Source organism: Pseudomonas sp. LBUM1663 (assembly GCF_059695905.1).
Genome location: NZ_CP166792.1, coordinates 4,295,102 through 4,313,996 on the forward strand (window position 1 = coordinate 4,295,102; position 18,895 = coordinate 4,313,996).

The window sequence follows — 18,895 nt, forward strand, 5'->3', positions numbered from 1 at the left end:
TTAATTGTGCTGCGTGGCTGGGAGTGCGTTGGCTGCGGTCAGGGTTTCGCCCTGGAAGCCGCCGCCCAGCGCCTGCATCAGTTGGATCGACAGGTCGATCTGCTCGGCATTCAAGTTGGCCAGCTGACGCTGGGCCTGGAGCAATTGCTGCTCGATGCTGAGCACGTCCAGGTAGTTACCGATGCCGGAACCGTACCGCTGGACCACGGTGTTGTAAGAATCCTGGGCAATGTCGGTGGCGTGTTGCTGCGCCCCGATCTGCCGGCCGATGTCGCGCAACTGGTTGATGGTGTCACTGACATCACCCAGGGCTTTCACCAGGCTTTTGTTGTACTGCGCCACCGCCAGGTCGTAATCGGCGTCGCGGGAATCGAGGTCGGCGCGCAGGCGGCCGCCGTCGAAAATCGGCACGGAGATCGTCGGCGCCACGTTGAAGAAGCGGCTCGCCGAACCGAACATCGCATCCCCCAGCAACGACTCGGCACCGGCTGCTGCGCTCAGGTTGAGGTTGGGGTAGAACTGGGTCTTGCCGGCGGCGATGTTCTTGCTCGCGGCCTCGACCCGCCAGCGTGCAGCCACCAGGTCTGGGCGGCGACCGAGCAACTCGGCGGGCAACACCGATGGCAACGCCACGGCGCTGGCTTGCAGGATCTTCGGCCGGGCGATTTCATTGCCGCGATCCGGGCCTTTGCCGAGCAACACCGCCAAAGCGATTTTTGCGCTTTGCAGGCGTTTTTCGGCGTCGATCAGGCTCGCTTCGGAACTGGCTTCCAGGCTTTCGGTTTGCTGGAATTGGTATTGGCTGTCGATCCCCGAGCTCAGGCGACGTTGGCTCAGGTCGAGCATTTGCTGGGTGCGTTTGAGGTCTTCATTGGCCAAGTCATAGACGATGTGCGCCTGACCCAGGTCGCTGTAGGCCCGGGCGACGTCGGCGGACAAGGTCAACTGCGCGGCCTGCTGATCGACTTCCGCCGCACGGGCCTCGCCCAATGCCGCCTCCCACGCATCACGCTGACCGCCCCAGAGGTCGAAGTTGTAATTGAAACTGGCACCGATATTACGCACGGTTGAGTACGCATCACCCTCGCCCCTCGGATCTTGATCGCGGGCCAGGCGCGAACGGCTGACACCGGCGCTGGCATCGAGGGTCGGCATCCGCGCGGCATCGGCGGCGTAGGCGGCGGCGCTGGCCTGGTGGGCGCGAGCGTCGGCGATCTGCATGTCAGGGCTGTCGTGCAGCGCTTCGCGGATCAAGCCGTCGAGTTGCGGATCGCCAAGGCTTTTCCACCAATCGCTTTTTGGCCAGGCCGCAGGCGACAAGGTCACGCCGCTCAGGGATTGCCCGGCCTTGAGGGATTTCGCATCGAGGCTTTTACCTTCAGTGGTCAGGCCGCTGTAACTGGCGCAACCGGCCAAGGTCATGGCCGCCAGCAGCAGGCTCAGGCCGGCACGCAGGGTTTTACTGCTCATTGGTCACCTACCCGCAGCAAGGTGATCGAGTCACCGGCCGCTACCAGCATTTTCTTGAGGATCTGTTCCAGGGTTTTCAGTTCTTCCGGGGTAATCGCGCCGGCCAGTTCATTCATGGCGTCGGCGCCGATTTCCGGCAGGCGGTCAGTCAATTGCTGGCCTTGCTCGGTGAGCACCAGTTGCACCTGACGGCGATCGGCTTCGGAACGTTGGCGGGCGAGAAAACCTTTCTGTTCCAGACGGTCGAGCATGCGGGTCATCGAACCGCTGTCCAGCGACAGATGCCGGCACAGCTCGGCCGGCGTATCGACACCGAACTGGGCCATGATGATCAGCACTTTGAACTGCGCGGCGGTGATGCCGTGAGGTTCCATGTGCGTGTCGATGATCCGGTCCTTGAGCAGCGCAGCGCGCCCAAGCAGGAGGCCGAGATGGCAAGTGTGGAATGCGTCTGGGGTGAAATGTTTCATCTGACCACCAATTAGCTGCCTAGGCAGAGAATGTATGACGAGATGTTACTGCCTAGGCAGCGAATGTCAACGTAATAGTTAGGTTGCTTGCTATTTGGCTGATAAATGGCGATGGATTTGCGGTGACGCATCTGACGCCATCGCGAGCAAGCTCGCTCCCACAGGGATCACACTGAACCTTGTGGGAGCGAGCTTGCTCGCGATTGGGCCGACTCGGTCTTTTTGAAGGAACGCGGGCTTAGAAATCCCGCTTGTAGAAGATGTCCAGCGAACTGGCCACGCCGCCGGCGGCTTCGAGGTAGACCTTCTTGCTCAGTTTGTAGCGCAAGGCGATGGTGTTGGCCGGCTCGAACACGCCCACGCCATAACGCAGGCTGAGCTTCTCGGAGATATTGCCGCTGGCCACGACGCTGGTGGTGTTGCCGCTGCCCTGGGTGTCGAGCTGGAAGTCCTGAATCCCCAGATCGTTGGCCAGTTTGCCGGTCACCCCGGAACTGCCCATCAAACCCAACCCGAGCGCCGCCTGGGCCAGCATGTTGTTGTCTTCGCCGTTGCTGCTCAGCGGACGCCCCAGCACCAGATAGGACAAGGCCTGCTCCTGGCTCATGGCCGGCTCGGAGAAGATCTGCGTGGTCGGCTGTTCGGCGCTGCCGCTGAGGCGAATGCCGGCGATCACGTCGTCGGTCTGGCGAATGGCTTCGATGTCCAGGTACGGCTGGTCAATCGGCCCGGCGAACAGCAGCCGCGCACGGCGCACCGTCAGCCGCTGACCATAAGCCCGGTAGCGCCCGTCGTTGAGCCAGAGCTCGCCGCGGGTGTCCATGTTGTCGCCGATGTGCACGTGCCCTTGCAGGTTGGCGGTCAGGCCAAACCCGGCAAAGCTGAGTTTGTCTTCACCCACCACCACATCGATGTCCATTTTCATGGCCAGCGGCGGTTTGCCCTCTTCGGTCTGCTGGCCGACGATCACCGTGTCATCGGAGACCTTGACCGTCGACGGCGGCAACTCGCGCACGGTGATCTCGCCCTTGGGCACCTGCACTTTACCGGCGATCGCCAGTTGGTCGTCCTTCATCGAGATCTTCAGGTCCGGCGCCACTTCCAGCTTGGCGTAGGGTTCGACAGTGACGGGCAATTGCGAGCCCTTGAGCGTCAGGTCCACCACCAGCGCCTGACCCCAGGCGATGTGGCCGTTGAGACTGCCCTGCCCGCTCTTGCCGCTTTTCCAGCCGCCGCTCAACTGAACCGTTTCGCCGGCGATCTGCGCTTGTAGCTGCAAGCCCTGCAACTCCATCGGCAATTCAGGTCCGGACACTTCGCCATCGCTGAGCAGCAGATTGCCGTTCACCTGCGGCGCCAGCAGATCGCCGGAGAGCGTGCCGCTGCCGTTCAAACGTCCGGTGAGTTTCTCGACCATCGGCACAAACGGCCGCGCCACCGACAGATCCAGGCCACTGAGACGGAACGAGCCAGTGAGCGGTTTGTTTTTCGGCAGTGGATTGATTTGTGCCTGCAGCATCAGCTCGCCGAGTTTGCCGCCGACGAAATTGAGGTCGGTGTCGATGCGTTTGGGCGTGAGTTTGCTGGTGAGTTTCAGGGTCTGGTACGGGAAGTCCAGCCACTGATCCTTTTCCTTCATGCGCAACGTGCCGCCGCTGGCATCGACGCTGATCTGGCCGTTCGGGCCGCTAGCCGGCAGGTCCAGTTGCAGGTCGGCGTTGAGTTTTCCCTTCCAGGCAAAATCCTTCGGCAACCATTGCGCGAGGCTTTCAATCGGGAATTGCTTGAGGTGATAACGCAGCTTCGGTTCCGGCATCAGACGCTGGTCTTCGCCGCACAGACTGGCAGCGCCGGACATCCAGCAATGGGCGCCGAAATTGATCTTACCGTCCGCCAGCCGTTCAAGCTTCGCCGGGCCTTGCAGCTTCCAGTCCTGGCCGCCGGCCTGGATATCACCGCTGGCCAGTCGTCCGCGCCAGTTGCCCTTGTCCAGCGCACCGTCAAGGCCGAGCGCCAGTTTCAGCTTCGGTCCTTGCAGGTCGAGGGCGAGTTTCTGGTTCTTGATATCGCCCTGGCCGCTGGCAGTCAGCGTGCCCAGTGACGTATCTCCGGCCTGGATGCCGCTGCCCTTGAGGTCGATTTTCGCCCGTTGCGCGCCGTCGAGGGTCGCGTCCAGGTTCAGGCTTTGCAGGCGATTGTCTTCGAAGGCCAGTTGCGTGCCTTGCAGCCCGAGCTTGCCTTGCGGTGCCTTGAGCGTGCCGGCGACATCGATGCGACCGTTGAGCTGCCCGCGCAGTTGCGGCCAGAGCTGGGCTAGGCGTGGCAGCTTGATGTCGATCTGGCCGGCGAGCTTCTGTTGCAGGCTGCCCTTGCCGTTGATGATGTTGTCACCAAGGCGGATTTGCAGCGCGTTGAGGTTCCATTGCTCGCCGCCGCCGTCGGCCTTGGCCTGGATCACCGCCGGTTGCCCGCGCAGTTTGCCTTTCAGGTCCAGGTCGGCACTCAGGCTGAGCTTCTCATTCTTCATTTCGCCTGTGCTGCGCAACGGCCCGGCCAACGTGCCCGGCAACTCCGCGACCCAATACGCCGGGTTGATCGCCGAGAGGTCGAGCGCGGTGTCCCAGGCAATGCCATCAGCAAACTGCAGGTTCAGATGCCCCACGGCCTTGCCCTGCCCGGCTTCGAGTTGAATCTGTTGCAGATAGATTTTCGTCAGGTCGCCGCTGAACGGGCTTTCGAGGCTGAACGCACCGGCGGGACCGTCGAGTGCCGATGTGAAGTGACCGATGTATTTTCCATCGGTGTAGGAAACTTCACCGTTGAAGCTGCGTAACGCCACTTCGGGTTCGTCGATCATTGGATAAAGGCTATGCCACGGAAAATCCAGCCAGTCGATCTTCGCATCGGCGCTCAGGCCTTTGCGCCAGTCGAGGTTGCCGGTGAGTTTCAGGCTTTGCTTGTCGTTGGCGGTCAGGTCGAGGGCGGCAATCTGCGCGCCGTTGAGGTCGACCTTGCCTTGCAGCAACAACGCAATCGGGCCTTTTTCCGCGGGCAGCGTGGCTTTGCCGAGCAACTGGTAACCGCTTTTCAGGTCGCCGTCGCCGGTGAGTTCCAGCTGATTGAGTTGCAAGGTGTCCGGCAGGTCGGCGCTGGGTTTGAAACTGTCGGCGGTGATCCGTACTTTCGCCGGAAGGTTGTCCACCAACGGTTGCAATTCGCCGGTCAGTTGCCCGTTCAAGTAACCGCTGCTGTCGGCTTTCAGGTTCAGGGTTTTCAGCAGGTCGCCGTCCACCTTCAGCGCCAGGCTCCAAGGCTCGGGGGCCGGCAGGGTCAACGTGCCTTGGGCCTTGAGCGGCCAGTTGCCGCTGGGTTGCAGCAGGCCTGAAAGGTTCAAGCTCAAATCGTCACGCTGCAACTTCACCGAGTCGAGCTGCATGCCCTGTGCGGTCCAGTGCGCGGCCAGTTGCAAGCCTTTGAGTTCTTCGCTTCCGTTAAACAGCAGGCTGCCGACCTGGACGTCGCCCAACTCGATGGCCAACGGTAACTTCAGCTCCGGGAGCTCGATATCGCCGCTGCTGTCTTCATCGCTACCCGGTGGAAATTGCAGGCTGACTTGATCGACCTTCAATTGCTCGATGCACAAGGTCATTCGCGTCAGGCACAGCGGCGACCAGGCGAATATCGGTTGGCTCAGCTCAACCCGACTGGTGTCCTGCTGCCACAACAGATGATCGGCACTCCACTGCCCGCCCAATCGACCCTGGAAATTCTCCACGGTCAGGCCCGGCACCAGGCCGAGCGCCCAACGGCTGCCCGTCGCTGTGCCCAGCACCGTGGTCACAGCCAGTACAACCAGCATCAGCAGCGCCAGAATCGTCAGCAGCGTTATTTTCAAACCACGCTTCACAGCTCGGGCCCCATGGAAAAGTGCAGTCGAATGCCGCCGTCGTCGTCCATCGCGTGGGCCAGGTCGAGGCGAATCGGCCCCACCGGGGAAACCCAGCGCACGCCGATGCCCACGCCGGTCTTGAGGTTCGGCAGTTCGAGTGTATTAAAGGAGTTGCCCTGGTCAACGAAGGTCGCAACCCGCCATTTTTCGGCGACGGAGTACTGATATTCGACGCTGCCGGCAACCATGTAGCGGCCACCGATGCGGTCGCCCTCGGAGTTCTCCGGGGACAGGCTTTGATAGTCATAGCCGCGCACGCTCTGATCGCCACCGGCGAAAAAGCGCAACGACGGCGGTATTGAATTGTAGCCGTTGGTGGCGCTGCCGCCGACCTGCACCCGACCGAGGAAACGGTGCTTGTCGAAGACCGTGGTCAAGCCTTTGACCAGCGCGGTGCCGTAGACGAGGTTGTTGTCCGAACCCAAGCCTTCCTTGGCCACTTTGGTCTCGAATTCCAGACGATAGCCGTTGTGCGGGTCGATGCGGTTGTCGCTTTTCAAGTAGGAATAATTGACGCCGGGCATCAGCAATGTGCTGAGTCCCGAATCATCGCCGAGCCGGTATTCCTCGCGTTGCCACTTGAGCGACACCACCCGCTGCCAACCGCTGGGCAACTTGCTGTGCCATTCGGGGCCGAGGGTCAGGAGTTTGCTGAGAGAGTCCTTATCGGCGATTTCTTCGTTTTGATAACCGCCGGCGAAGCGCAATTTGTCGGTCAGCGGCGGGTCCAGAGGGATGTCGTAGAACACCCCGACGTTCTGCCGTGGCGCCGAGATTTCGGTCTCCCAGCCATAGCTGTGCCCCTGCGGATTGACCCAGTGCCGTGTCCAGTTGGCCTTGATCCGGGGGCCGACGTCGGTGGAATACCCCAGCCCCAGGCCCATGGTCCGTGGCTTGCGGGTTTCGAGCTTGACGTCGACCGGGATCACATCGTTCTTCGACGCCGTGGGTGCCGCATCCACCCGCACGCTTTCGAAATAGCCGCTCGATTGCATCGCCTGATTAAGCTCGGCGATCAGTTCGGAGTCGTAGGGTGCGCCTTCCTTGAACGGCACCATGCGCCGCAGCAAGTCTTCGTCGAATGGCGTGTCGCCCTCGAAACTGACCTTGCCCAGGGCGTAACGCGGGCCGCTTTCATAGACCAGGTCGATGTCGGCGACGCCGGCGCGGGGGTCCACCGACAACGTCTGATGAGTAAAGTGGCCGCTGAAGAAGCCATAGCGCGAGGCCTGGTTCTGGATCAGTTTCTTGGCGTCTTCATACCGGCCATGGTTCAGCACCGCGCCGGTTGTCAGCGCAGCGCTTTTGGGGACACGAAACGCTTTGAGGGAGGCCGCCTGGCCGTCGATGCGAATTGTGACGTTGCGCAAATGCACCGGCTCGCCGGGATCAATGTTGAGTATCAGGCGCGGCGCCTTGCCGCCCTTCACGTCGCTGTCGATCTGCGGCTGGTAGTAGCCCAAGGCCTGGGCGGCCTTGCGCGCCTGTTCTTCGGCGCCACGACTGAAGCGCAGCAAGGCTTCTTCGTCACGGTCGCCGAGGCTGCCGATATAGCCCTCTATATTGGCTTTCAGTTCATCGTTGGACGGTTTGATCCGCACATCCAATTCACTTTGCGCCAGTGCCGCGCAGCTGGTAAACAGCATCAGCACGCCACTGGTAAATCTTCCTGGAAACTTCATAGGCGCGGATGCTATCACGAGCTTGGGAGCGTGATAGAGCCTGGCGTGGCGTGAAAGTTCTACGGTTATGCCGTTGCTGTTTGTAACACCTGGGGATTGGCGTGGAAAAACACGTGTTCGCGGATCGGTCCGACGGCGACCTCCCCAATTTCCTCATAGCCCTGACGCTTGTAAAACTCCAGATAACGCGGATTCCCGGTATCAAGGATCACGCCCTGGGAGGTTTCATCCACGGCGCACCAGTTATGCACCGCTTGCAGCAGTTGCTCGCCGAAGTGCTTGCCCTGGAACTGCGGATGAATCCCCAACAAAGGCAGGACGTGCACCGAATCGGACGGCACGCAGGCCGCAACAGCGGCGTGGTAATCGAGGTAACGGCGGGTGCAACGAAAACCGGTGCTGAGCACCATGCGCAAACGCCAGGCCCAGCTTTCAGTGATGCCCAGGCGACGTTGTGGCGGGGCGATCAACGCGATGCCGATCAGGCGGTCATTGACCAGCAGGCCGATGGCCGGCAGATCCTGAAGAAAGTGTTGCTTGACCAGTTCGCGCACCGTCGCCCGCACACGGTGTTCATAGCCGGGACGTTCGGCCTCGAACAGATAGCCGAAGGTCGGTTCGTGCCTGTAAGCGTGGTAAAGCAGGGAGCGCGCTTCATGGGCGTAGCCGCTGTCGAGCATGTGGATATCGGCAATGGCGGTCGAGGTTTCGGGCATAACGATAGATCTCCCCGGGGCGCCACTCAAAATGGCGGCGCTCTTATTGGTACGAGCCTTTGGGTGGTAATACAGTTCCCCCACAGGTATAGACCAAGGCGGGCTCTTCATCGACTGCATGGGCCTCTTCGCGGGCAAGCCCGCTCCCACAGGGTTCTTGAGCGAACACAAAATTTGTGAACGCCACTGAACCTGTGGGAGCGTGGCTTGCCCGCGAAGATGCCCCTGACTGCCAATACAGATCTGACAGAACACAGCGAATCCCCTGCCTCAACACTGGCCCGATTCCTACAGGTCAGCTAGCATCGCCCTTTTGCCAGGACTGCCGACCATGAAGATCGTCTCCTTCAACATCAACGGGCTGCGCGCTCGCCCGCATCAGCTGGCGGCGCTGATCGACAAGCACCAGCCAGACGTGATCGGGCTGCAGGAAACCAAGGTTCACGACGACCAATTCCCGCTGGCCGAGGTTCAGGCGCTGGGTTATCACGTGTATTTCCACGGGCAGAAAGGTCATTACGGCGTCGCCCTGCTCTCGCGCAAAGAACCGATTGCATTGCATAAAGGGTTCGCCACCGACGACGAAGACGCCCAGCGGCGCTTTATCTGGGGCACGTTCGCCGACGCCAATGGCGTGCCGGTGACCATCATGAACGGCTATTTCCCACAGGGCGAAAGCCGCGATCACCCGACCAAGTTCCCGGCCAAGGAGCGTTTCTACGGCGACCTGCAGCAGTTGCTGGAAAGCCAGTTCAGCAATGAACAGCCGGTGGTGGTGATGGGCGACGTGAACATTTCCCCGGAGGACTGCGACATCGGCATCGGCCCGGACAACATGAAACGCTGGCTGAAAACCGGCAAATGCAGCTTCCTGCCGGAAGAACGCGAGTGGATGGCCCGCTTGAAGAACTGGGGTCTGGTGGACAGTTTCCGTCACTTGAACCCGGACGTGGCCGACCGTTTCAGCTGGTTTGACTACCGCAGCCGCGGCTTCGAAGACGAACCCAAGCGTGGGCTGCGGATTGACTTGATCATGGCATCCCATGGGTTGTTGCCGCGGGTGAAGGATGCAGGCGTGGATTACGAACTGCGCGGGATGGAAAAACCGTCGGATCACGCGCCGATCTGGCTTGAGTTGAGCTGATCCTCTCGACTTCGACATAAATAAACTGTGGGAGCGAGACTGTGGTGAGGGGATTTAGCGAAACGTCGCACCGCCCCGTTCGGCTGCGAAGCGGCCCTGAACCTGTAATTACGGTCTCTCAGAAGAACCGCATTCACCGGTTTTACGACTGCTTCGCAGCCGAACGGGGCGGTGCGACGTTTCGATAAATCCCCTCGCCACAGTTCGCTCCCACATTTGGTAACTGTCATCTTTTAGAAATCTTACTGACTTATTCTCCCGGCACTTCCTTTGGCCAAACAAGGTGCCGGCATGACGCTGCGCATATCGTTTCTGTTGATGCTGTGCGCCTGTTTGCCGTTGACGGCGTCGGCGGGCGATTTGCCGACACCCGAAAACGGTCCGGTCCTGCGCATCCAGGGTTCCAACACCATCGGCGCCGCATTGGGCCCGGCGCTGGTCGAAGGCCTGATGCGTGAGCAGGGCCTGCTCAAGGTCCACAGTGAAATCCCGGATACAGCCAACGAACAACGCATCGTCGGTGAAACCATACAGGGACGCCGGGTAGTGGTGGAAGTCGCGGCCCATGGTTCCAGCACCGGTTTCAGCGCCCTGAAAACCGCGTCCGCCGATCTCGCCGCCTCCTCGCGCCCGATCAAGGACAGCGAACGGGCAGACCTCAAGTCGTTGGGTGACCTCAAAAGCCCCGGCGCCGAGCAGGTCATTGCCATCGATGGACTGGCGATCATCCTTCATCCGCAAAATCCGCTGAACCAACTCGACACCGAACAACTGGCGCGAATTTTCAGCGGTGAGGCAAAAACCTGGGAAGAACTCGGCGGCAGTGGCGGGACGATTCACCTGTATGCGCGGGATGATCAATCGGGCACCTACGACACCTTCAAGGAATTGGTCCTCAGTCGCCGTGGGAAAACACTCCATAGCGCCGCGAAACGCTTCGAATCCAGCGAGCAATTGTCCGACGCCGTCAGCCAGGATCCGCAAGGTATCGGCTTTATCGGCTTGCCTTACGTGCGCCAGGCCAAAGCCGTGGCGATTGCTGATGGCCAATCCCAGGCCATGTTGCCGCTCAACAGCCTGATTGCCACGGAGGATTACCCGCTGTCCCGGCGGCTGTTCTTTTACCTGCCGCCCACCGGGAAAAATCCATGGGCGCAAGCGCTGGTGGCCTTCGCGCAAAGCAGCAAAGGCCAGACGATTGTCGCGGGCAACGGTTTTGTCGCGCAGACCGTGCAGGCCATGAGCGTCACGCCGAACGCCTTGATGCCCGAGGGTTATCAGGCCCTCAGCCGCCACGCCCAGCGGTTGTCGGTGAATTTCCGTTTCGAGGAAGGCAGCGCGACGCTGGACAACAAGGCCCGACAAGACTTGTCACGGGTGCTCGACTATATAAAGCAGCGCGGCAAAACCAATCGGCAGGTGACGCTGGTGGGGTTTGGTGATGCCAAGAGCGATCCGGCGCGTGCCGATCTGTTATCGAAGCTGCGGGCCATGGCGGTGCGGCGGGAACTGGTGAAAAGCGGCGTGGTGTTTCGCGAGATCCGCGGCTTTGGCGCCGAGATGCCGGTGGCGGCGAATAGCGCGGATGAGGGGCGGATCAAGAATCGGCGGGTTGAGGTTTGGGTGTATTGAGTCAGATGTTGCGGTGTTGAATGAGTCGACGCCTTCGCGGGCAAGCCCGGCTCCCACAGGATCGCACTGAACCTGTGGGAGCGGGCTTGCCCGCGAAGAACGATGACGCAGTCTTACTGCCCGCTACGCATCATCTCTTTCGGCACGTACTTGCCGATCTCGAATTTACCGATCGCCGCGCGGTGCACTTCGTCCGGGCCGTCGGCCAGGCGCAAGGTGCGTTGCATGGCGTACATGTAGGCCAGCGGGAAATCGTTGGAAACCCCTGCCCCGCCATGCATCTGGATGGCCCGGTCGATCACCCGCAACGCCACGTTCGGCGCGACGACTTTGATCTGCGCAATCTCGCTCTTCGCCACCTTGTTACCGACGGTGTCCATCATGTACGCCGCTTTCAGCGTCAGCAGGCGTGCCATGTCGATTTCCATCCGCGAGTCGGCGATCTTGTCGATGTTGCCGCCCAGGCGCGCCAGCGGTTTACCGAACGCGGTACGGTTCACCGCACGTTTGCACATCAACTCCAGCGCACGTTCGGCCATGCCGATCGAGCGCATGCAGTGGTGAATCCGGCCTGGGCCAAGGCGACCCTGGGCGATTTCAAAGCCGCGTCCTTCGCCCAGCAGGACGTTTTCATACGGCACGCGAACGTTTTCAAACAGCACTTCGGCGTGGCCGTGAGGCGCGTCGTCGTAGCCGAACACCGGCAGCGGACGAACGATCTTCACGCCAGGGGCATCCACCGGCACCAGGATCATCGAGTGCTGGGCGTGGCGCGGCGCGTCAGGATTGCTCAGGCCCATGAAGATCAGAATCTTGCAGCGCGGGTCGCAGGCGCCTGAGGTCCACCATTTCTTGCCGTTGATCACCCACTCATCGCCGTCACGCACAGCGCGGGCAGCCATGTTGGTGGCGTCGGACGAAGCGACGTCCGGTTCGGTCATGGCGAACGCCGAGCGGATCTCCCCACGCAGCAGCGGTTCGAGCCAGCGTTGCTTTTGCTCTTCGTTGGCGTAACGCACCAGCACTTCCATGTTGCCGGTGTCCGGTGCGGAGCAGTTGAAGGGCTCAGGGCCGAGCAGCGAGCGGCCCATGATTTCCGCCAATGGCGCGTATTCGAGGTTGGTCAGGCCGGCACCGAGCTCGGACTCAGGCAGAAACAGATTCCACAGCCCTTCAGCCTTGGCCTTGAGTTTGAGCTCTTCCATGATCGCGGTCGGCTGCCAGCGATCGCCTTCGGCGACCTGGCGCTCGAACACCGCTTCGGCGGGGTAAACGTAGGTGTCCATGAACGCGGTCACGCGCTCACGCAGTTCCTGAACCTTGGGCGAATAAGCGAAATCCATGAGCAGATACCTTCTTGTGGAGAGGTTGTTTAGGTCATGCAATCGATGCTAGAACAGCGTTGATAATTTACCTAGCCTATTCTCGGCGTGTATTAACATTCATCACCGATATATGATCGGCTGATTGAGAACCAACAATAAGAGTGCAGCGCAATGAATCTGAGCAAGGTCGACCTCAACCTTTTCATCGTCTTCGACGCGATCTACACCGAAGCCAACCTGACCCGTGCCGGGCAGATTGTCGGCATTACTCAGCCAGCCGTCTCGAACGCTCTGGCCCGCCTGCGCGAGACCTTCAACGACCCGTTGTTCGTGCGCACCGCGCAAGGCATGGTGCCGACGCCGATGGCGCAGAACATCATCGGGCCGGTGCGTAACGCCCTCTCTCTACTGCGAGTGTCGGTGCAGGAAAGCCGGATTTTCAACCCGCTGCAAGCGGTCAAGACGTATCGCATCAGCATGACCGACCTGACCGAAGCGGTAATCCTGCCGCCGCTGTTCCAGCGCCTGCGCCGCCTGGCGCCGACGGTGATCATCGAAAGTTTTCTGTCCAAGCGACGCGAGACCACCAAGGAACTGGCGGCCGGGCGTCTGGACTTCGCAGTGGATGCGCCGCTCAACACCGACCCTCAGGTGCGTCACGTCAAGTTGATGGAAGACCGTTACGTCTGTGCGATGCGCAAGGGCCATCCGCTGGCGGGCAAAGAGAAATTCACCCTCGATGATTATCTGTCGCTGACCCACATCCATATCTCCAGCCGCCGCAGCGGTCTGGGGCATGTCGACCTGGCCCTGGGAAAAATGGGCATCCAGCGCAAGATCGCCCTGCGCTCCCAGCATTACCTGATGGCGTCCCAGGTGTTGCAGCAGACCGACATGGTCATGACCGTGCCGGAACGCTTCGCCCGTCGTCATGACCTATATTCGGTGAACCTGCCGGTCAACGACGTGCCGCCGGTGGAAACTCACCTCTACTGGCACGAAAGCACTGACCAGGACCCGGCCAACCGCTGGATGCGCGAACAGATGATCGAGTTGTGCCAGCAAGTGACGGCGCATGAGAAGAAGCTCGATAAGGTGTAAGACTTGCTACCGCGTTATCGTTCATCGCGAGCAGGCTCGCTCCCACAGGGATCTGCGCCGTACTGTAGGAGCGAGGCTTGCCCGCGAAGAGGCCGGTGATATCAATGAAGATCCATGCCCCTTGACGTAAACGTCAACCTGCCATTAGCTTAGCGCCATGACCTTCTTCGAGCGCTTCCATGAGCAGCCAGACCTATAGCATTTCCGACCTCGCCCGCGAGCTCGACATCACCACGCGAGCCATTCGTTTTTATGAAGAGCAAGGCTTGCTCAGTCCTGAACGCCGTGGCCAGGAACGCGTGTATACGCCCCGTGACAAGGTCAGCCTGAAGCTGATCCTGCGGGGCAAGCGCATTGGCTTCTCCCTGGCCGAGTGCCGCGAGCTGATCGAGCTCTACGACCCCACCGGCGGCAATCAGAAACAGCTGCAAACCATGTTGAACAAGATCGCCGAGCGCCGCGAACAGCTGGAGCAGCAGATGCTCGACATCGAGCAGATGAAGCTTGAACTGGACACGGCGCAGGAGCGCTGCACCCAGGCGCTGGAGCAGACGATCAAGAGCCAGGAAGTGGTTCAGTAAGTCAACACAGTCCCCTATGGGAGCAACTGTGGCGAGGGGATTTATCCCCGTTCGGCTGCGAAGCAGTCGTAAAAATCTATGTTGCAGCAGAAATTTCCAGGGCCGCTTCGCAGCCCAACGGGGATAAATCCCCTCGCCACAGCCCGCTCCCACAGGGTTTTCTGAACACTCAGACAATCAGCACAGGTCGATTCCCATGTCCCTACCCTCTCATGTACGCCTGGTCGAAGTCGGCCCTCGCGACGGTCTGCAAAACGAAGCCCAACCCATCAGCGTTGCGGACAAGGTGCAACTGGTCGACGCGCTGACCGCTGCGGGCCTTGGCTATATAGAAGTCGGCAGTTTCGTTTCGCCCAAGTGGGTGCCGCAAATGGCTGGCTCCGCCGACGTCTTTGCGCAGATCCAGCGCAAACCGGGTGTGACCTATGGCGCACTCGCCCCCAACCTGCGCGGGTTTGAGGATGCAATCGCGGCCGGGGTCAAGGAAGTTGCGGTGTTCGCTGCGGCCTCCGAAGCGTTTTCCCAACGCAACATCAATTGCTCGATCAGCGAAAGCCTGGCGCGCTTCGTGCCGATCATGGATGCCGCCAGACAACACGGCGTCAGCGTGCGCGGTTACGTGTCCTGCGTGTTGGGTTGCCCTTACGAAGGTCACGTCGCGCCCGAACAAGTCGCCCGCGTCGCCCGCGAGCTCTACGCCATGGGCTGCTACGAAGTCTCCCTGGGCGACACCATCGGCACGGGCACCGCCGGCGCGACCCGCAAGATGTTCGACGTGGTTTCAGCCTTGGTGCCGCGTGAAAAACTGGCCGGGCACTTCCACGACACCTATGGCCAGGCCATGGCCAACATCTACGCCAGCCTGCTGGAAGGTATCGCGGTTTTCGACAGCTCCATCGCCGGCCTCGGGGGCTGCCCTTACGCCAAGGGCGCCAGCGGTAACGTCGCCACCGAAGACGTGGTTTACCTGCTCAACGGCCTGGGTATAGAGACCGGCATTGACCTGGACGCTCTGATTTTGGCCGGCCAGCAGATTTGCTCCGTGCTGGGGCGACCGACCGGCTCGCGCGTGGCCAAGGCTCGCAGCGCGCAGTGACGCGTGCGGGTGTTACCGCTGTGTCTGAAACGTGGGGCACAAGCGAGTAACACGGAAACAAATTGTCTGGTTTTGTCTGAAAGAAAAATCCGGTGAAAACATAAATATTTGATTTATAAGGATTTTTTAAAGTTGGCACGGCTTCTGCTATCTCTACTGCATAACAAGAACAAAAAAAGCGGCAAACCTAATAAAAATAAGACGTAACGACTCTGACATAACAAAAACAACACGGCAGAGACGCAGCTAACAGATTTTTTTGGAGAGGATGTGCTTTTCAGGGTGCTTTTCGGAGCAACCCGCAACCGGGCAGAGAATAATAAAACTACCTTCAGGTAGCTCCCGAACTGGTTGGATCGCTCAGCGAAAAAGCAGATCAGCGCTCAAAAAAATACGTTTGCTCTTGATCCCGGATGGGGATCGACAAAAAACAGCGGTAAAGGGTCACGGTCACTAAAAACAACAACAGACCGCCCCTCAATAATAAAAAAAGAGCACGCGCAACGACAAAATTAAAGGGGAGCTTCGGCTCCCCTTTGTGCTTTCTGCGATTCAGGTTTTCACCACCGCCCTTGTGGGAGCCAGCCTGCTGGCGATTGCGGTGGTTCAGACACTCCGCTATCGCCAGCAGGCTGGCTCCTACAAGGGAAATTTGTCAGACCTGCTTTTCTCGCAGCTCCTCGATACTGATCTCGCGCATCCGGAATTTCTGGATCTTGCCGGTCACGGTCATCGGAAACTCTTCCACGAACTTGAAGTAACGCGGCGTCTTGAAGTGCGCGATGCGTTCCTTGCACCAGGTTTGCAGCTCTTGTTCGGTGGCGCTGTGGCCCGGGTGGAATTTGATCCAGGCGACAATCTCTTCGCCATAGCGCGAACACGGGATCCCGATGACTTGTACGTCTGCCACCGCCGGATGGGTAAAGAAGAACTCTTCCAACTCACGCGGGTAAACGTTCTCACCGCCGCGGATGATCATGTCCTTGTTGCGCCCGGCAATGCACACGTAGCCCTCGTCGTTCATGCTCGCCAGATCGCCGGTATGCATCCAGCCCGCCTGATCGATGGCTTCTGCGGTGCCTTGCGGGTTGTTCCAGTAACCGAGCATCACGCTGTAACCGCGGGTGCAGAGTTCGCCGATTGTGCCACGCGGCGCCAGGTTGCCCGATTCGTCGATGATCTTGCTTTCCAGCTGCGGCTGAGTCCGGCCGACGGTGGTGACGCGCAGTTCCAGCTCGTCTGAAGGACCGGTCTGCAACGACACCGGACTGGTTTCCGTCATGCCGTAGGCAATCTGTACTTCGCTCATGTGCATTTCACTGATGACCCGGCGCATGACCTCGATCGGACAGGTCGCCCCGGCCATGATCCCGGTGCGCAGGCTCGACAGGTCGAACTCGGCGCGTTTGGGTTGATCGAGCATGGCGATGAACATGGTCGGCACGCCGTAGAGCGCGGTGGCTTTTTCTTCAGCCACCGTGGTCAGGGTCAGGAGCGGATCGAACGCATCGTTGGGGTAAATCATGGCGCTGCCGTGGGTGATGCAGCCAAGGTTGCCCATGACCATGCCGAAGCAGTGATACAACGGCACCGGGATCACCAGGCGGTCATTGGCCGTCAGCCCGAGGCTTTCGCCGACCATGTAACCATTGTTGAGAATGTTGTAGTGACTGAGGGTCGCGCCTTTCGGGAAACCGGTGGTGCCGGAGGTGTACTGGATATTTACCGCCTGATCGAAATGCAGGCTGTCCTGGCGTTCACGCAATTGTTCGGCGGACACGCTGGCGGCGAGATCGCCCAGTTGCGACCACGGCAGAAAGCCCGACGGGGGTTGTGCATCCAGACTGATGACGCCGCGCAAATCTGGCAGGCGTTCGCTCTGCAGCTTTCCGATGGATTGCTCCGCCAGCTCCGGCACCATGCCTTGCAGCATCCCGTGGTAGTCGGAGGTCTTGAAAGCGCCGGCGCAGACCAGCCATTGGCAGCCTGATTGCTTCAACACGTATTCGAGTTCGGAGCTGCGGTAGGCCGGGTTGATGTTGACCAGGATCACACCGATTTTGGCGCTGGCAAACTGGCTGATGCACCACTGCGCGCAATTCGGTGCCCAGATACCGAGGCGATCACCGGCCTGCAAGCCGAGCGCCAACAGGGCTCTGGCGTGCAGGTCAACGGCGTCGGCGAGTTGCTGCCAGGTGTAGCGCAACTGCTGATGGCGCACGACCAGCGCCTCCCCGTTCGGATATTGCGCGACCGTGTTGTCGAAAGCCTGACCGATGGTGATCGCCAGCAAGGCTTTGTCCTGGGAACCACGGGTATAGCTGCGCTGCGGGCTTGCACTGGGTTGATCCATGACGACCCCTATTGTCTTTATTAGTGGGTGTTACGGCGGCTCCCACCGCGGTGGTTCGCCTTCTATGAACTGGCTCTACTCTCGCTCAAGTTGACGTTAACGTAAAGGGTGATTGACAGCCATTCGTCACAGGCTTACGTTAACGTAAAGGTGAGAGCTGAACCGCTGCCCTCCCCGCCCTACAAAAAAGCCAAAAGGTGACCCATGAGCTACCCATCCCTGAACTTTGCCCTCGGTGAAACCATCGACATGCTGCGCGATCAGGTTCAGTCCTTCGTCGCCAAAGAGATCGCCCCGCGCGCTGCTCAGATCGACATCGACAACCTGTTCCCGGCTGACCTGTGGCGCAAATTCGGCGACATGGGCCTGCTGGGCATTACTGTCGCGGAAGAATACGGCGGTGCTGGCCTGGGCTACCTGGCCCACGTGGTCGCCATGGAAGAAATCAGCCGTGGCTCCGCGTCGGTCGCCTTGTCCTACGGCGCGCACTCCAACCTCTGCGTCAACCAGATCAACCGCAACGGCAATCACGAACAAAAAACCAAGTACCTGCCGAAGCTGATCAGCGGCGAACACATCGGTGCCCTGGCCATGAGCGAACCGAATGCCGGTTCCGACGTGGTCTCGATGAAGCTACGTGCCGACAAACGTGGCGATCACTACGTGCTCAACGGCAGCAAAACCTGGATCACCAACGGTCCCGACGCCAACACATACGTGATCTACGCCAAGACCGACCTGGAAAAAGGCCCCCACGGCATTACCGCGTTCATCGTCGAACGTGATTCGAAAGGCTTCAGCCGCAGCAACAAATTCGACAAGCTCGGCATGCGCGGCTCCAACACCTGCGAGCTGTTCTTCGATGACGTCGAAGTGCCGGAAGAAAATATCCTCGGCGTGCTCAACGGCGGCGTGAAAGTGCTGATGAGCGGCCTCGACTATGAACGCGTCGTGCTGTCCGGCGGCCCGACCGGGATCATGCAGGCCTGCATGGACCTGATCGTTCCCTACATCCACGACCGCAAGCAGTTCGGCCAAAGTATCGGTGAGTTCCAGCTGATCCAGGGCAAAGTCGCCGACATGTACACCCAACTCAACGCCAGCCGCGCTTATCTGTATGCCGTGGCCCAGGCCTGCGAACGTGGCGAGACTACGCGCAAGGACGCCGCCGGCGTGATCCTCTACAGCGCCGAACGCGCCACGCAAATGGCCCTCGACGCGATCCAGATTCTCGGTGGCAACGGCTACATCAACGAATTTCCGGCCGGCCGCCTGCTGCGTGACGCCAAGCTGTACGAAATCGGCGCCGGCACCAGTGAGATCCGTCGCATGCTGATCGGTCGCGAACTGTTCAACGAAACCCGCTAAACGGAGCT

General features: G+C 60.2%; 13 protein-coding genes. 6 read left to right on the plus strand and 7 right to left on the minus strand.

The features are described 5' to 3' along the window. The 5 genes from ACA075_RS19730 to ACA075_RS19750 form a co-directional block, all read right to left on the minus strand. Positions 1–1,470 (minus strand): efflux transporter outer membrane subunit, encoded by a 1,470-nt coding sequence (locus tag ACA075_RS19730; protein ID WP_497294778.1) that lies wholly within the window; start codon positions 1,468–1,470, stop codon positions 1–3. Next, on the minus strand, positions 1,467–1,940 hold the full coding sequence (locus ACA075_RS19735; protein ID WP_219097066.1) for a MarR family winged helix-turn-helix transcriptional regulator: 474 nt from the start codon (positions 1,938–1,940) through the stop codon (positions 1,467–1,469). The genes ACA075_RS19730 and ACA075_RS19735 overlap by 4 nt, the downstream gene beginning before the upstream one ends. Positions 1,941–2,178: 238 nt before the next feature. Continuing rightward, complete coding sequence (locus tag ACA075_RS19740) at positions 2,179–5,847, minus strand: translocation/assembly module TamB domain-containing protein (RefSeq protein ID WP_497294780.1); 3,669 nt, start codon at positions 5,845–5,847, stop codon at positions 2,179–2,181. Further along, positions 5,844–7,571, minus strand: a complete 1,728-nt coding sequence (locus tag ACA075_RS19745) for an autotransporter assembly complex protein TamA (RefSeq protein ID WP_497294782.1) — start codon at positions 7,569–7,571, stop codon at positions 5,844–5,846. Before ACA075_RS19745 ends, ACA075_RS19740 begins: the two co-directional genes overlap by 4 nt. Positions 7,572–7,636: 65 nt before the next feature. After that, positions 7,637–8,287, minus strand: coding sequence for a GNAT family N-acetyltransferase (locus ACA075_RS19750; protein ID WP_027925074.1), 651 nt, complete (start codon positions 8,285–8,287; stop codon positions 7,637–7,639). 331 nt (positions 8,288–8,618) lie between these two features. On the opposite strand from ACA075_RS19750, the gene xthA reads away from it, so the two are divergent. Beyond that, on the plus strand, positions 8,619–9,431 hold the full coding sequence (xthA, locus tag ACA075_RS19755; protein WP_497294784.1) for an exodeoxyribonuclease III: 813 nt from the start codon (positions 8,619–8,621) through the stop codon (positions 9,429–9,431). A gap of 291 nt (positions 9,432–9,722) precedes the next feature. Beyond that, complete coding sequence (locus ACA075_RS19760; protein ID WP_497294786.1) at positions 9,723–11,063, plus strand: substrate-binding domain-containing protein; 1,341 nt, start codon at positions 9,723–9,725, stop codon at positions 11,061–11,063. Between the two features lie 113 nt (positions 11,064–11,176). Here ACA075_RS19760 and ACA075_RS19765 read toward each other — a convergent pair whose 3' ends face one another. Next, positions 11,177–12,406, minus strand: a complete 1,230-nt coding sequence (locus tag ACA075_RS19765; protein WP_219097072.1) for an acyl-CoA dehydrogenase — start codon at positions 12,404–12,406, stop codon at positions 11,177–11,179. Between the two features lie 153 nt (positions 12,407–12,559). Between ACA075_RS19765 and ACA075_RS19770 the strand changes: the two genes are divergently transcribed. The 3 genes from ACA075_RS19770 to ACA075_RS19780 all read left to right on the plus strand — a co-directional run bounded on the left by ACA075_RS19770 (position 12,560) and on the right by ACA075_RS19780 (position 15,166). Continuing rightward, positions 12,560–13,489, plus strand: coding sequence for a LysR family transcriptional regulator (locus tag ACA075_RS19770; RefSeq protein ID WP_008148497.1), 930 nt, complete (start codon positions 12,560–12,562; stop codon positions 13,487–13,489). A 179-nt stretch (positions 13,490–13,668) separates the two neighbouring features. Further along, positions 13,669–14,070, plus strand: a complete 402-nt coding sequence (locus ACA075_RS19775) for a MerR family transcriptional regulator (protein WP_219097073.1) — start codon at positions 13,669–13,671, stop codon at positions 14,068–14,070. A 196-nt stretch (positions 14,071–14,266) separates the two neighbouring features. Next, positions 14,267–15,166 carry a hydroxymethylglutaryl-CoA lyase gene (locus tag ACA075_RS19780; RefSeq protein WP_497294789.1) on the plus strand — a complete coding sequence of 300 codons (900 nt, stop codon included), beginning with the start codon at positions 14,267–14,269 and terminating at the stop codon, positions 15,164–15,166. Between the two features lie 655 nt (positions 15,167–15,821). On the opposite strand, the gene ACA075_RS19785 is transcribed toward ACA075_RS19780, so the two are convergent. Further along, complete coding sequence (locus tag ACA075_RS19785; RefSeq protein ID WP_497294791.1) at positions 15,822–17,519, minus strand: AMP-binding protein; 1,698 nt, start codon at positions 17,517–17,519, stop codon at positions 15,822–15,824. Between the two features lie 204 nt (positions 17,520–17,723). Between ACA075_RS19785 and ACA075_RS19790 the strand changes: the two genes are divergently transcribed. Then, positions 17,724–18,887: an isovaleryl-CoA dehydrogenase gene (locus ACA075_RS19790; protein ID WP_219097078.1), complete on the plus strand. Its 1,164-nt coding sequence runs from the start codon at positions 17,724–17,726 to the stop codon at positions 18,885–18,887. The last annotated feature ends 8 nt before the right edge of the window (positions 18,888–18,895 follow it).

Coding starts and splice junctions, on each gene's coding strand:
- ACA075_RS19730 (WP_497294778.1), bottom strand. CDS start 1,470: ATGAGCAGTAAAACCCTGCGTGCCGGCCTGAGCCTGCTGCTGGCGGCC.
- ACA075_RS19735 (WP_219097066.1), bottom strand. CDS start 1,940: ATGAAACATTTCACCCCAGACGCATTCCACACTTGCCATCTCGGCCTC.
- ACA075_RS19745 (WP_497294782.1), bottom strand. CDS start 7,571: ATGAAGTTTCCAGGAAGATTTACCAGTGGCGTGCTGATGCTGTTTACC.
- ACA075_RS19750 (WP_027925074.1), bottom strand. CDS start 8,287: ATGCCCGAAACCTCGACCGCCATTGCCGATATCCACATGCTCGACAGC.
- xthA (WP_497294784.1), top strand. CDS start 8,619: ATGAAGATCGTCTCCTTCAACATCAACGGGCTGCGCGCTCGCCCGCAT.
- ACA075_RS19760 (WP_497294786.1), top strand. CDS start 9,723: ATGACGCTGCGCATATCGTTTCTGTTGATGCTGTGCGCCTGTTTGCCG.
- ACA075_RS19765 (WP_219097072.1), bottom strand. CDS start 12,406: ATGGATTTCGCTTATTCGCCCAAGGTTCAGGAACTGCGTGAGCGCGTG.
- ACA075_RS19770 (WP_008148497.1), top strand. CDS start 12,560: ATGAATCTGAGCAAGGTCGACCTCAACCTTTTCATCGTCTTCGACGCG.
- ACA075_RS19775 (WP_219097073.1), top strand. CDS start 13,669: ATGAGCAGCCAGACCTATAGCATTTCCGACCTCGCCCGCGAGCTCGAC.
- ACA075_RS19780 (WP_497294789.1), top strand. CDS start 14,267: ATGTCCCTACCCTCTCATGTACGCCTGGTCGAAGTCGGCCCTCGCGAC.
- ACA075_RS19785 (WP_497294791.1), bottom strand. CDS start 17,519: ATGGATCAACCCAGTGCAAGCCCGCAGCGCAGCTATACCCGTGGTTCC.
- ACA075_RS19790 (WP_219097078.1), top strand. CDS start 17,724: ATGAGCTACCCATCCCTGAACTTTGCCCTCGGTGAAACCATCGACATG.